The following is a 13182-nucleotide window of genomic DNA, read 5'->3' on the forward strand; positions in this document are numbered from 1 at the left end:
CGTTCCTGAAACAGAGGAGTTACACCATGCTGAGTTGGGCCATTACCTTCCTGATCATCGCCATCATCGCTGCGGTACTGGGCTTCGGTGGCATCGCCGGCACCGCTACCGGTATCGCCAAGATCCTGTTCGTGGTGTTCCTGGTGCTCTTCGTGGCATCGCTGATCTTCGGCCGCGGGCGTGGACCGCGCGTCTGATGCAATCGATGGCCGCCCGCAAGGGCGGCTGGTTCAGGAGTGTCAGCGGCATGGGATGCCACTCTTGCCGGGTCATGTTCGGCTTTCGAAGGTGATCCAGAGCGCGCGTCGGGTGTAACGACTCTGCGCGCTCGACCCCTCAGCGGGGGGAACCAGGGGGTCGGGTTGTTCTGCCTTGGCGGAGCGACCTAGGGGTACAGGGAGTACCTCCGTTATCGGACCGGGTTCTGTCAGGCTGCAGCCAGGGTGGACCATTACTGCCCTGGCCTGCAGCTCACAACGCTCCGCCTCGCAGCCGCGCGGCTGCACCTCCTTTCCAAGCGTCTCTTTCTTCCCTTTGCCTGCCGACTGCGGATGACCCCTGCGCGCCTGCCCCGCTATCATCGCCGCCAGCTTCGATGGGAGAACGACATGCTCAACGGCCTCTGGCTGGGGTTTTTTCTGATTGCCACCGTGGCGGCCCTGGGGCGCTGGCTGCTCGGCGGCGATCCGACCGTATTCGCCGCTCTGGTAGAAAGCCTGTTCGCCATGGCCAAGCTGGCCGTGGAAGTGATGATCGTCCTGTTCGGCACCCTGACGCTCTGGCTCGGCTTCCTGCGCATTGCGGAGAAGGCCGGGCTGATCGAGCTGCTGGCGCGTCTGCTCGGCCCGCTGTTTCGCCGGCTGATGCCGGAGGTGCCGGCCGGCCACCCGGCGCTGGGTCTGATCACTCTGAATTTCGCCGCCAACGGGCTGGGCCTGGACAATGCCGCCACGCCGATTGGCCTCAAGGCCATGCGCGCGCTGCAGGAACTCAATCCGCTGCCGAATGTGGCGAGCAATGCGCAGATTCTCTTTCTGGTGCTCAACACCTCTTCGCTGACGCTGCTGCCGGTGTCCATCTTCATGTACCGCGTGCAGCAGGGCGCGGACGACCCGACGCTGGTGTTCCTGCCGATCCTGCTGGCCACCAGCGCTTCGTCGCTGGCCGGCTTGCTGGCAGTGGCGCTGGTGCAGCGGCTGCGCCTGTGGGACCCGGTGGTGCTGGCCTATTTCATTCCCGGTGCGCTGCTGCTCGGCGGCTTCATGGCGCTGCTGGCCGGATTGTCGGCCACCGCCCTGGCCTCGCTGTCCTCGCTGCTGGGCAATCTCACGCTGTTTGGGCTGATCATCGCCTTCCTGCTGGTGGGTGCACTGCGCAAGGTGCCGGTCTACGAAGCCTTCGTCGAAGGTGCGAAGGAGGGCTTCGACGTGGCGAAGAGCCTCTTGCCCTACCTGGTGGCAATGCTGTGTGCCATCGGTGCGCTGCGCGCGTCCGGAGCGCTGGACCTCGGCCTGGAGGGCATACGCTGGCTGGTCGAGGCGCTGGGCTGGGACACGCGCTTCGTCGACGCCCTGCCGACGGCACTGGTCAAGCCGTTCTCCGGCAGTGCGGCACGGGCGATGCTGATCGAGACCATGCAGAGTCATGGTGTCGACAGCTTCCCGGCGCTGGTGGCGGCGACGGTGCAGGGCAGCACCGAGACGACCTTCTATGTGCTGGCGGTGTATTTCGGTGCCGTCGGCATCCAGCGGGCGCGGCATGCGGTGGGTTGTGCGCTGGTGGCGGATTTCGCCGGAATCGTGGCGGCGATCGGGGTGTGTTACTGGTTCTTCGGCTGAACCGGGGCGGCCTTGTGCGTCGCGCCGGTCGCCATGCAGACGGCCGTACCAGCCAGCGCCGCAAAAAAAGAACCCGCCTGACGGCGGGCTAAAGCGTGGCTCGTTGCCAGAGCCGAAACACCGGCTCGGCGAGAAACATCACCAGAAACAACCTGAGCACCTGCACGGCCGTCACCAGCGCCACCGACAGCTGCAGCGCCTCGGCGGTCAGGCACAGCTCGGTGATGCCGCCGGGCATCATCCCCAGCATCAGCGAGGTTTCGTCCAGTGCCGTCAGCCAACCCAGCCCGGCTGCCAGCGCGGCGGCGACCAGCATCGCCGAGAGGGTGAACAGCAGTACCCGCAGCAGAAAGGCCGGTGCGCTGCGAAAGAAGGCCCGGTCGAAGTGACAGGCCAGCGACGAGCCGATCAGCCACTGGCCGACCTGGCCGAGCCCGTCCGGCAAGCCGATGTGCAGATCGAACCCGGCGCTGGCCAGCGCGCAGACGGTCAGCGGGCCGAGCATCCAGGGATTGGGCTGGCCGAGCCGGCGCCAGAGCAGGGCCAGCAGACCGCCGGCCGGTAGCAGCACGGCCAGCCAGAAGCCGTCGACCGGTAGCGGTGCCGGTGCCTGGATCGGCGGCAGGCTCCAGGTGAAGAACGCCGGGATCAGCAGCACCACCAGCAGCATGCGCAGGCTGTGCGCGGCGGCGACGCGGCCGGGGTGGGCGGCGTGGCGGCTGGCCAGGTTGACCATCTCGCTGGCGCCGCCCGGCATGCTGGCGAAGTAGGCGGTGGCCCGGTCGCAGTCGCCGCGCGAGAGGATGGCCATGCCGATCAGGCTCAACGCCAGAGTGCCGAGCGCGCCGGCGAGGATCACGCCAAAGTGCACCAGCACCTCGCGCATCACCTCGCCGGTGAAGTGCAGGCCGATGGCGCTGGCGACGATCCACTGCCCGGCCTGCCGGCCGCGCGGCATCTCACTCACCAGCCAGCCGCTGCAGCGCACGGCGATCACCGCCAGCAGCGAGCCGACCATCCACGGCAGTGGCCAGTTGGCCAGACTCGCCAGCCAGCCGCCGACCGCGCCGATCAGTGGCGTTGCCCACCAGACCGGCAGCCGCTGGCGCATGTCAGGCCTGTGCCTCGACCACGTTGCCGCGACGGCGCTTGAGGTACCAGCGCAGCGCCGGCATACCGAGCATCGCCACGGTCAGCGCCCACAGCGCCAGGGTGATCGGGCTGCCCCAGAGAATGCCCAGCTCACCGTTGGAGATCGACAGCGCGCGGCGCAGGTTGTCTTCCATCATCTCGCCGAGCACGAAGCCGAGAATCAGCGCCGACAGCGGGAAGTCCAGCTTGCGCAATAGGTAGCCGAACACGCCGAGGCCGACCATCAGCACCAGGTCGAAAGTGGTGCTGTGCACCGAATACACGCCGACCATGCTGATCACGGTGATCGCCGGCACCAGCACCCAGTTCGGCACCGCGAGCATGTGCGAGAACAGGCCGACCAGCGGGATGTTCATGATCAAGAGGATCACGTTGCCGATGAACAGCGAAGCGATCAGGCCCCAGACCACGTCCGGCTGTTGTTCGAACAGCAGCGGGCCGGGGGTGATGTTGTACAGCGTCAGCGCGCCGATCATCACCGCCGTGGTGCCCGAACCCGGTACGCCGAGGGTCAGCATGGGGATCAGCGAGCCGCAGGCCGAGGCGTTGTTGGCCGCTTCCGGCGCCGCCAGACCGCGCAGGTCGCCATCGCCGAAGCGGCCCTTGTCGCCGGCCATGCGCTTCTCGCTCATGTAGGTCATGGCACTGGCGATGGTCGCCCCGGCGCCCGGCAGGGTGCCGATGACGAAGCCAGCCACGGCGCTGCGCACCATGGTGAAGAAGGTCAGGCAGAACTCCTTGAAGTTGAACAAGAGCCGGCCGCTGGCCTTCACCGCCTGCTGCCCACTGTGGGTTTTTTCCAGCATCAAGAGGATCTCGCTGACGCTGAAGAAGCCGATCACCACGATGACGAACTGGATGCCGTCGGACAGGCTGACGCTGCCGAAGGTGAAGCGGTAGACGCCGGTAGTGGAATCGACACCGACGGTGGCCAGGCCCAGGCCCATCAGCGCGGCCATCAGCGTCTTCACCGGCTTGTCGCCGACCATGCCGCCGAGACAGGCGATGGCGAAGATCATCAGCACGAAGTACTCCGCCGGGCCGAAGGCCACCGCCCACTTGGCCAGCAGCGGGGCGAACAGCACCACCCCGCAGGTGGCGATGGTGCTGCCGATAAAGGAGCTGACCGCGGACAGCGACAGCGCGATGCCCGCCTTGCCCTGGCGCGCCAGCGGGTAGCCGTCGAGGGTGGTCATCACCGCGGCGGCGTCGCCCGGCACGTTGAGCAGGATCGCCGAGATGCGGCCGCCGTATTCACAGCCCAGGTACACCGCGGCGAGCAGGATCAGCGCGGTTTCCGGTGGCAGACCGAGGGCGAAGGCCAGCGGCAGCAGCAGTGCCACGCCGTTGATCGGGCCGAGGCCCGGCAGCAGGCCGACCACGGTGCCGACGAAGGCGCCGAACAGCGCCACCAGCAGGTTGGTCGGTCGCGTGGCGACATCGAAGCCCTGCATCAAGAAATTCAGTGTTTCCATTTCAGCTCTCCAGCAGACGCAGCAGGCCAAGCGGCAGCGGCACGTCCAGCAGGTAATCGAACAGCCCGTAGAGCAGCAAGCCAAGCAGCGCACCGCTGATCACGCTGGGCCACAGGCGACCGTTGAACAGCAGACCGAGGGCGAAGCCGGCCAGGGCGGTGCTGATGACGAAACCCAGGGTTTCGAACAGCAGCGCGTAGGCCAGCAAGGCCAGCACGCACAGCACGGCGCGCTGCGCCTTGGGCTGATCGAACGCCGGCGTCGGCTCACCGTGCGGCTTGAACAGCAGCCACGCCGCACCACAGGCCATCAGCAACAGCAACAGCAGCGGGTAGGCGCGCGGCCCGACCGGGTCGTAGGCAAAGGGCGCCTCGAAGCCCCAGGCGAGCAGGGCGAGGCCGGCGCAGGCGAGCAGCCACGCCGCGGCGAAGACACGTACGTACATGACGGGATACCTCAGGGATTCGGCGACCCGGCAGCTGCCGGGTCGACCGTGCGGCCCGCGAACGCGGGCCGGTTCGCGTTACTTGACCAGGCCGAACTCGCCGGCCAGCGCCTTGTAGTCCTGCACCTGCTTCTGGACGAAGGCTTCCAGCTCGTCGCCGGTCATCGACAGCGGGAACAGATCGCGCTGTTCGCGCAGCTTGGCGAAGTCCTCGTCGGCGAGCAGGCTGTCGAACTGGGTCTTCCACCAGTTGAAGTCCTCGTCAGGCACTTCCGGCCCCATGTAGAAGCCGCGGATTACCGGCCAGCTGATGTCGTAGCCCTGTTCCTTGGCCGTGGGGATGTCGGCGAGCTTGCCCGGCAGACGCTCGTCGGAGAGCACGGCAAGGATGCGGATCTTGCCGGCGTCGAGCTGCGGGGTGACTTCGCCGAGGCCGCTGGAAGTGACCTGCACATGACCGCCGAGCATGGCGGTGAGCGTTTCGCCGCCACCCTCGAAGGCGACGTAGCGCAGCTTCTTCGGATCGACCCCGGCAGCGCGGGCGATCAGCGCGGTCTGCATCCAGTCCTGGCCGCCGATGGTGGCGCCGGCGCCGAACACCACGCTGCCCGGGTCCTTCTTCACTGCGGCAATCAGCTCGTCGAGGTTCTTGTAAGGCGCGTCGGCACGCACCGAGATGGCGCCGTAGTCGGTGCCGACCGCCGCCAGCCAGCGCACGGCGTTCTCGTCGTAACGACCGAACTTGCCCTGCGCGAGGTTGAGCAGCGAACCGCTGGAGAAGGCGGTGATGGTGCCAGGTTCGTCCGCGCGCTGGGCGACCACCGCGTTGTAGGCCACCGCGCCGACGCCGCCGGGCATGTAGGTGACGCGCATCGGCGCTTCGAGCAGGCCGCTGTCCTTCAGGCCGCTCTGGGCCAGCTTGCAGGTCAGGTCGAAACCGCCGCCGGGCTTGGCCGGTGCGATGCACTCGGGGCGCTTGGGCTCGGCCAGCAGCTGGCTGGAGAGCAGCAGGCAGGACGACAGCAGGGCGATACGGCTGAGTCTGTTTTTCATCGGGTGTTCCTCGCGTTCTTGTTCTGTTTACCAGATCGGCAGGCTGTAGCTGACGATCAGACGGTTCTCGTCGGCGTCACGGGCGAAGTCCGAGCGGAACATCGCGTTGCGCCAGCGCACCGCGACGTTCTTCAGCGGGCCGCTCTGCACCACGTACTTCAGCTCGATGTCGCGTTCCCACTCGCTGCCGTTGCTGCCGCCCGCGTATTCGGCGTTGTCGCCGGAGATGTAACGGGTCAGGAAGGTCAGCCCGGGGATGCCCATGGCGGCGAAGTTGTACTCGTAACGGGCCTGCCAGGAGCGCTCGTCGGCGTTGGCGAAGTCGTTGATCTGCACGAAGTTGACCAGGAACGGATCGCTGCCATCGATATAGGCATAGCCGGTATCGCCGCGCATCTGCTGGTAGCCGAGGCTGACCTTGTGCCCGCCGAGGCTGTAACCCAGCATGCCGTTCCAGGCCTGGTTGTCGATCTTGCCGGCGTTGGCCGCGCCGGTGTCGTCGCTGAACATCACGCGCAGATCGGCGCTCAGCGCGGAGTTGTCGGTCAGCGGCTTGACCGCCAGCAGGCCGAAGAAATGCTGGCGGTATACGTCATCCAGCTCGCCGTAGTAGTAGCGGCCGGTGAGGTTCTTGTTGAAGGCGTATTCGGCCCCGGCGAAGGTCAGGTGATCGGCCTCGGCGGCACTGGCGAAACGGCTGTTCTTGTTGTTCAGCTGCAGGTCCTGGGAGTTGGTCGAAGCACGGTCGATGACCTTGTCCAGGCGCCCGCCGATCAGCGTCAGCCCTTCGATGTCCTTGGAAGTGGCGGTGCCGCCTTCGAACACCTGCGGCAGCGTACGGCTGTCGCTGGCCTTGACCACCGGCGTCTCGGGAATGTGCGAGCCGTAGCGCAGTTCGGTCTCGGCAATCTTGGCCTTGGCGGTCAGGCCCAGGCGGCTGAACTCGTCCGGCGTGCTGCCATCGTCGTGCACCGGCAAGAGGTCTGTGCCAGCGCGGCCGCCACCGGAATCCAGCTTGACGCCGAGCATGCCCAGGGCATCGAGGCCGACGCCAACGGTGCCTTCGGTAAAACCGGACTGGACGTCGAGAATGAAGCCCTGGGTCCATTCTTCGCGCTTGGACTGGCCGCTGCCTTCGCGGAAATCGCGGTTCAGGTAGATGTTGTGGGTCTGCAGGGTCGCGCTGCTGTCTTCGATGAATGCGGCCTGAGCCATGGGTGCCAGCGAGGCGACGGCAACGGCCAGGGCGAGACGGGCAGGAGCGGGTGAACGTCTGACGGCAGTCAGCATCGGGGGTATCTCCACTATTGTTTTTGTTGTGACGGCGCATGCGCCGCGCGTGGTGGTTCGAGCCACCTGCGAGCGATCCTAGGCGGTCAAGCTTTCGCCAGCCTTTCAGCGCCGAAAGCCGGCAGCGGCGTGAAAGTTCTGCCGCTACACTGGCGCTCCGTCGCCATCGCAGAGGACAGGCAATGCGAATTCTTCTGGTCGAGGACCATCCCCAGCTGGCCGAAAGCGTGGCCCAGGCATTGCGCGCCGCCGGCTGGACCCTGGACCTGCTGCACGACGGCGTCGCCGCCGACCTGGCGCTGGCCAGCGAGGACTATGCGCTGGCGATTCTCGATGTCGGCCTGCCACGGCTCGACGGCTTTCAGGTGCTGGCGCGCCTGCGCGAGCGCGGCAAGACGCTGCCGGTACTGATGCTCACCGCGCGCGGCGAGGTCAGCGACCGCGTGCACGGGCTCAACCTCGGTGCCGACGATTACCTGGCCAAGCCGTTCGAACTGTCCGAGCTGGAAGCACGGGTCAAGGCGCTGCTGCGACGCAGCGTCGGCGGCGGCGAACGCCAGCAGCGTTGCGGCGCGCTGGTCTACGATCTGGATGCGCGGCGCTTCAGCCTGGCCGACGAGCCACTGACGCTGACCTCCCGCGAGCAGGGCGTGCTGGAAGCGCTGATCGCCCGCCCCGGTCGAGTGATGAGCAAGGATCAGCTGGCCGCCCAGGTATTCGGCCTGGACGAGGACGCCAGCGCCGACGCGATCGAGATCTACATCCACCGTCTGCGCAAGAAGCTCGAGGGCCAGCCGGTACGCATCGTCACCTTCCGCGGCCTCGGCTACCTGCTCGAGGCGCTCGATGGCTGAGGAAGCGCTCGCCGGCAGCCTGCGCGCGCGGCTGCTGCGGCGGCTGGCGATCCTGCTCGCACTGCTGTTGCTGTTCGGCGGCCTGAGCGCCTACTGGAACGGCCGCGCCGCCGCCGATACCGCCTACGACCGCACCCTGCTCGCCTCGGCCCGGGCCATCGCCGATGGCCTGGTCACCCATGAAGGCGTGCTGCGCGCCAACGTGCCCTACGTGGCGCTGGACACCTTCGCCTACGACAGCGCCGGGCGCATCTACTACGGGGTACTGGACATCCAGGGGCGCCTGGTCAGCGGCTACGAGAACCTGCCGGCGCCCGCTGCCGACGTCCCGCGCACCGACGACTACCCGGCGCTGGCGCGCTTCTACGACGGCGAGTTCCAGGGCCAGGGCGTGCGCCTGGTCAGCCTGCTGCAGCCGGTCAGCGAACCGGAGCTCAACGGCATCGCCGAGATCCGCGTGGCCGAAACCCTCGGCGCCCGCGAGCGCATGGCGCGCAGCCTGCTGACCGACACCCTGTGGCGCGTCGGCCTGCTCGCGCTTGCCGCGCTGGTGCTGGTCTGGCTGGCCGTCAGCGCCGCGTTGCGCCCGTTGGCCCGGCTCAGCGAGGCCGTGCAGGAACGCGCCCCGGACGACCTCAGGCCGCTGCCGTTGGTCGATGTGCAGCGCGAGCTGAAGCCGCTGGTCGTCGCGCTCAACGGCTTCACCGAGCGCCTGCGTGGGCAGTTCGAGCGCCAGGCGCGCTTCATCGCCGATGCCTCACACGAGCTGCGCACGCCGCTGGCGGCGCTCAAGGCGCGCATCGAACTGGGCCTGCGCGAAGCCGAGCCCGCGGCGTGGCGCAGCACCCTGGAAGACGCCGGACAGAGCACCAACAAGGTCATTCATCTGGCCAACCAGCTGCTTTCGTTGGCGCGTATCGAAAGCGGTGCGCAATCGATCGCCGAAGGCGGCGCTCAGCGCCTGGACCTGTCGCAGCTGGCTCGCGAGCTGGGGCTGGCGATGGCCGCGCTGGCGCACCAGCGCGGTGTCGCCCTGGCGCTGGAGGCCGAGACGCCGGTGTGGATCGACGGCGAACCGACGTTGATCAGCGAACTGCTGAGCAACCTGCTGGACAATGCGCTGGCGCATACCGCGGCTGGCGGCAACGTGGTGCTGCGGGTGCTCGACGGTGGCGTGCTGGAGGTGGAGGACGACGGCCCGGGTATTCCGGCCGCCGAGCGCGATCGCGTCTTCGCCCGCTTCTATCGCCGTGACACTGGCGGCCATGGCGCCGGCCTCGGGCTGGCCATCGTCGGCGAGATCGTCCGTGCCCATCGCGCCAGTATCAGCCTCGATCAGGGCAAGCTCGGCGGGCTGTTGGTGCGGGTGTGCTTCACGCCGGCTGAGGATTGATGCCGTCCGGGCAGGCAGCCGAGGGGGCGGCGGCGAGCACCACCTGATCGCGGCCCTGGTGCTTGGCCTGATAGAGCGCAGCATCCGCCGCCGCCAGCAGCTCCGCTGACGTGGCGTGCGCCGGAGCCAGCATCGCCGCGCCGAGGCTGATGGTCAGCGGCACGGGTTGCTCGTCGTGCTGCAGCGACAGTTGTGCGATCGTGCGGCGGATAGATTCGGCCAGCGCCGCGGCCTGGGGCCCGTCGAGCCCCGGTAGCAGCACGACGAACTCCTCGCCGCCATAGCGCGCCGCGACGTCCCCGGCGCGCTGGCAATGGGAGGCGAGCACTGCCGCGACCTGGCGCAGGCATTCGTCGCCGAACGGATGGCCATAGCTGTCGTTGACCCGCTTGAAGTGATCGATATCGGCGAGCAGCACCGACAGTGGACTGCCGGCGCGCCGCGCGCGGCGGATTTCCTCGTCCAGCAGGTGATCGAAGCGTCGACGATTGGCCAGCTGAGTCAGCGAATCGGTGGTGCTCAGGCGCAGCAGCTCGGCGTTGGCGGCTTCCAGGCCCAGGCGGACGTCCTCCAGCGCGCGGGTTCGCTCGTAGACCCGTGCCTCCAGCACCTCGTTGGCACGCAACTGCACGTCCAGCGCCTCCTGCTTGGCCTGCAAGTGCAGGGCGCGCTCGGCGGCGAGCGATTCGGACGTCTGCAGCGCCAGCTGCTGCGCGGCAATACGCCGGTTGCGCTCGATGTTGATACGCTCGGCCAGGGCCATGGAAAGCAGCACGAACTCGGCGAACATGCCGATCAGCTGGCCATTCAGGGTCCAGGCATTGAGCGGCAGCACGCCGTTGAGTGCCAGCAGGTTGACCACGGTGAACACCAGCAGCGTGCTCCAGGCGATGCTGAACAACCGCGCAGACGGGTTGCCGCGCGCCCAAAGATTGAGCGTGATCGCCATGGTCAGCACACAGTGCAGCAGTGCGACGCTTTCCATGAATGTATAGCGGGCCAGGGCCGGCGCCAGCAGCAGGATCACCACCACGGCTCCCCAGTACAGCGTGAGGGTGATCGAAACTGCCCAGACCCAACCGCCGTAACGCCGCACACCGAGAAAGCGCAGGGCGAACAGCATCGGTGTGAAGAAACACAGGGCGGCCGAGAGCCCGTAGAAGCGTGCCGAGAGTTCGGGAATCTCCGGCCAGAGATAGAGCTGGCCGAAGCCGGTGATGCTCAGTACGTAGAACACCGCGCTGAGGAGATAGAGGACGTAGAGGAAATAGCTTGGGTCGCGGGTGAAGATCAGCAGGCTGCAGTTGTACAGCACGATCACCAGAATGCCGCCGAAGAACAGGCTGACCAGAGTGACATCGTGGAGTCGGCTCTCGATCAGTTGCTTCTCGTCGATCAGTTCCAGCGGCAGGGCCAGCGTCTCGCGGGCCTGCACACCTGCAGGTAGACCACCGCGCGCTCGCCCGCCGGCAACTCCAGTGGGTAGACGAAGTGACGGTCCGCCAATGGCCGAGCGCTCATGGCCACGGCGTCACCCGCGAGCATCGCGGTGCCCCAACGGTCGCTGTCCGGATAATGGGGTTGTAAGCCGGAACCGCCGAAATTTCCGTCACCCCAGTTCCAGCCCCGCCACGAGCGCATCGAGGTCGATGACCTTGCCGTCGCTCTGGAAGGTGTAATGCCCGTTCAGCAGGATGTGCCGCCAGGCCGCCGGCGATATCTGGGTGATGAGTTCCAGCGCCCTGGCGTTGCAGGCCGCCTCGTATTTCGTCAGCAGCCGCGACAGGATGGCCGAGTTGTAGTAGATAACCGCGTTGGCGATCAGCCGGGCGCACTGGTTGCTGATCTCGATTTCGATGTCGGTACGGCCGGTCAATTCCTTCTTCCCACCGACCTGGGCGATGGTCGAGCGTAGCTGGTGATAAGACTCGATGCGGTTTTGCGAGCGGTGTACGTTCCGTTCGAGTTGCGGGTCGCGCAGGTAGCGCAACGTGTAGATGCTGCGCACCAGCTTGTCGAACTCGAAGATCGCGCGCCGCGTCGGATTCGGCGCGGTGTAGGTGCACAGTTTCCGGATCAGCGTGCCCTGCGTCATTTCCTTCAGGCCCAGCGTGGCGACGATCCGGTCGATTTGGCCGACCGGCCGGATCAGGCACTTCTCGTACAGCGCCGGATCGTCGGCGCAACAATACAGCTCCTGCAACTGGTCGTCGAGGTCGGTGAAGCGCGGCTCGAAACGCAGGCCGAACCAGTGCAGGATGGCGAAGTTGGCCTTGTTGATGCTGTGCATGTCGCCGGTGATCGCGGTCGGCACGATGTCGGACGTGTTGCGATACCAGATGTCGAACACGTGGTGAGCCTCGTACTCATGCGCGCCAATCAGATAACCGTTCAGCGGCACGTGGTTGCACAAGAGCGTGTAGGCAACGACGCCCTTGCCGCGCCCGAAATACTTGCGCGAGTAGCGCGCCTTCACGGTCGGCCGTTCGACGCCGAATTTCTGCCCATCGACGGCGCCGTACAGCGCATCGAGGTCGAACGAGTAATGCGGGAAGATCGGCAGCGCGGCAATGGCGTTGCTGATGCGGTCGTTGGCAGCATGCAGCGACGCCTGGCGCAGGTACTGCTGGTAGGTATTTTCCAGCACGTGGTACGGGATGTCGCTGGTGCGCGCCATGACCTGGTTGCCGTGGTTCATCGCCTGCGCGATGATGACCGCCATCAGGCTGTCGGCATCCGCTACCTTCTTCGCGTAACGCGGCTGCAATGGCGTCAACGCCGACAGGAACTGGCACTGGCCGTTGACGAAGCGGAACACATCAGCGACATCGCAGAACGGCAGTTGCTCGTAGAACGCCTGCTCGCGCGCCTTCTGGTTTTCGCCCTTGGGCTTGCGCCAAGTCAGCTTCTGCGAGTCCTTGTCGTATTCCAAGTGCGTCAGCTTGCCCTGTTTCAGCTCGCGGTTGAACGCCAGCCATTGCGCGTGCAGCTGGGCCGCCAGCGCATCGAGTTGGGTATCGACCGGCTGCCGCAAGAACGGGATGTCCATCTGTGCCAGCACGTCGGCCTTCCCGTCCATCGAAACCAACTCGTCGGAGAAATGCCGGTGCTGCAAGCTGTCGTCGAGGTAGAGTTCGCCCGACTGGAAGCGCTTCCTGACCTGGCGGTACAGCCAGAACTCGTAGCGGTCGGCGTGCAGGCCAGTCGGCTTGCCATCGGCGTCGAAGGTCAGCAGGTACGGCCGCAAGCGTTTCGGCAGCGTGGCCGCCGGACATTCGGCGAGCGGCCGTTGCGACAGGCGCTGCTGTTTGGCGAACGCGCCCTTAGCCCAGGCCAGCGCCGCGAGCCACGGGCTGTCCGGATCAGTGCCGGCGAAGTCGAGCGCGACGTACAGCGGCCGCAGATGGCGTCGGATGCGTTCGGCCAGACCGTCCACCGCCTGCCAGTGCAGCGCCAGTTTGTTCAGCGGCTTGACGCTCATGCGCTGCGCGGTGCTTTGCAGCGCGTCCCTGGACATGATCTTGTAGGCGCGCTGGCGCACCTCACCGAACGGCGTCGGATCGGTCACGCTGTCGTCCACGTACAGCGACAGCAGGCGGCCAACCTGCGGCGTTTCCTGATGGCGTCGTACCTGCTCGGCGACGAAGGACTGCTTCGCGCCCGCGCTGCTTTCATCCTCTAG

General features: G+C 66.7%; 10 protein-coding genes and 1 pseudogene. 4 read left to right on the forward strand and 7 right to left on the reverse strand.

The features are described 5' to 3' along the window. Positions 1-26: 26 nt before the first annotated feature. Together HZR81_RS11315 and HZR81_RS11320 are read left to right on the forward strand one after the other, a co-directional pair. Positions 27-197, forward strand: coding sequence for a DUF1328 domain-containing protein (locus HZR81_RS11315; protein WP_003282841.1), 171 nt, complete (start codon positions 27-29; stop codon positions 195-197). Positions 198-608: 411 nt separating this feature from the next. Continuing rightward, positions 609-1838, forward strand: a complete 1230-nt coding sequence (locus HZR81_RS11320; protein ID WP_161612771.1) for a spore maturation protein — start codon at positions 609-611, stop codon at positions 1836-1838. Positions 1839-1926: 88 nt separating this feature from the next. Here HZR81_RS11320 and HZR81_RS11325 read toward each other — a convergent pair whose 3' ends face one another. From HZR81_RS11325 to HZR81_RS11345, 5 genes are all read right to left on the reverse strand, one after another. Then, positions 1927-2949, reverse strand: a complete 1023-nt coding sequence (locus HZR81_RS11325; protein ID WP_500128135.1) for an AbrB family transcriptional regulator — start codon at positions 2947-2949, stop codon at positions 1927-1929. Between the two features lies 1 nt (position 2950). Next, positions 2951-4465, reverse strand: coding sequence for a tripartite tricarboxylate transporter permease (locus HZR81_RS11330; RefSeq protein ID WP_500128136.1), 1515 nt, complete (start codon positions 4463-4465; stop codon positions 2951-2953). Position 4466: 1 nt separating this feature from the next. Further along, entirely contained in the window at positions 4467-4910 is a 444-nt protein-coding gene (locus HZR81_RS11335; protein WP_500128137.1) for a tripartite tricarboxylate transporter TctB family protein, read from the reverse strand. A 78-nt stretch (positions 4911-4988) separates the two neighbouring features. Then, the gene (locus HZR81_RS11340; RefSeq protein WP_500128138.1) at positions 4989-5963 is read right to left on the reverse strand and encodes a tripartite tricarboxylate transporter substrate binding protein; all 975 of its coding nucleotides are present in this window, start codon (positions 5961-5963) and stop codon (positions 4989-4991) included. A 27-nt stretch (positions 5964-5990) separates the two neighbouring features. Next, entirely contained in the window at positions 5991-7253 is a 1263-nt protein-coding gene (locus HZR81_RS11345; protein ID WP_500128139.1) for an OprD family porin, read from the reverse strand. Between the two features lie 182 nt (positions 7254-7435). On the opposite strand from HZR81_RS11345, the gene HZR81_RS11350 reads away from it, so the two are divergent. Both HZR81_RS11350 and HZR81_RS11355 read left to right on the forward strand, forming a co-directional pair. Further along, complete coding sequence (locus tag HZR81_RS11350) at positions 7436-8107, forward strand: response regulator (protein WP_399864987.1); 672 nt, start codon at positions 7436-7438, stop codon at positions 8105-8107. Continuing rightward, positions 8100-9500, forward strand: coding sequence for a sensor histidine kinase (locus HZR81_RS11355; RefSeq protein WP_500128140.1), 1401 nt, complete (start codon positions 8100-8102; stop codon positions 9498-9500). Before HZR81_RS11350 ends, HZR81_RS11355 begins: the two co-directional genes overlap by 8 nt. Here HZR81_RS11355 and HZR81_RS11360 read toward each other — a convergent pair. Beyond that, positions 9481-11078 (reverse strand): annotated as a pseudogene (locus HZR81_RS11360) (sensor domain-containing diguanylate cyclase); the annotation flags it as partial. The gene HZR81_RS11355 and the pseudogene HZR81_RS11360 overlap by 20 nt on opposite strands. 31 nt (positions 11079-11109) lie before the next feature. Continuing rightward, positions 11110-13182, reverse strand: a 2073-nt coding sequence (locus tag HZR81_RS11365; protein ID WP_500128141.1) for a Tn3 family transposase, incomplete at its 5' end; no start/stop codon positions are given.

Source organism: Pseudomonas sp. LM13 (assembly GCF_041381355.1).
GTDB lineage: Bacteria > Pseudomonadota > Gammaproteobacteria > Pseudomonadales > Pseudomonadaceae > Stutzerimonas > Stutzerimonas frequens.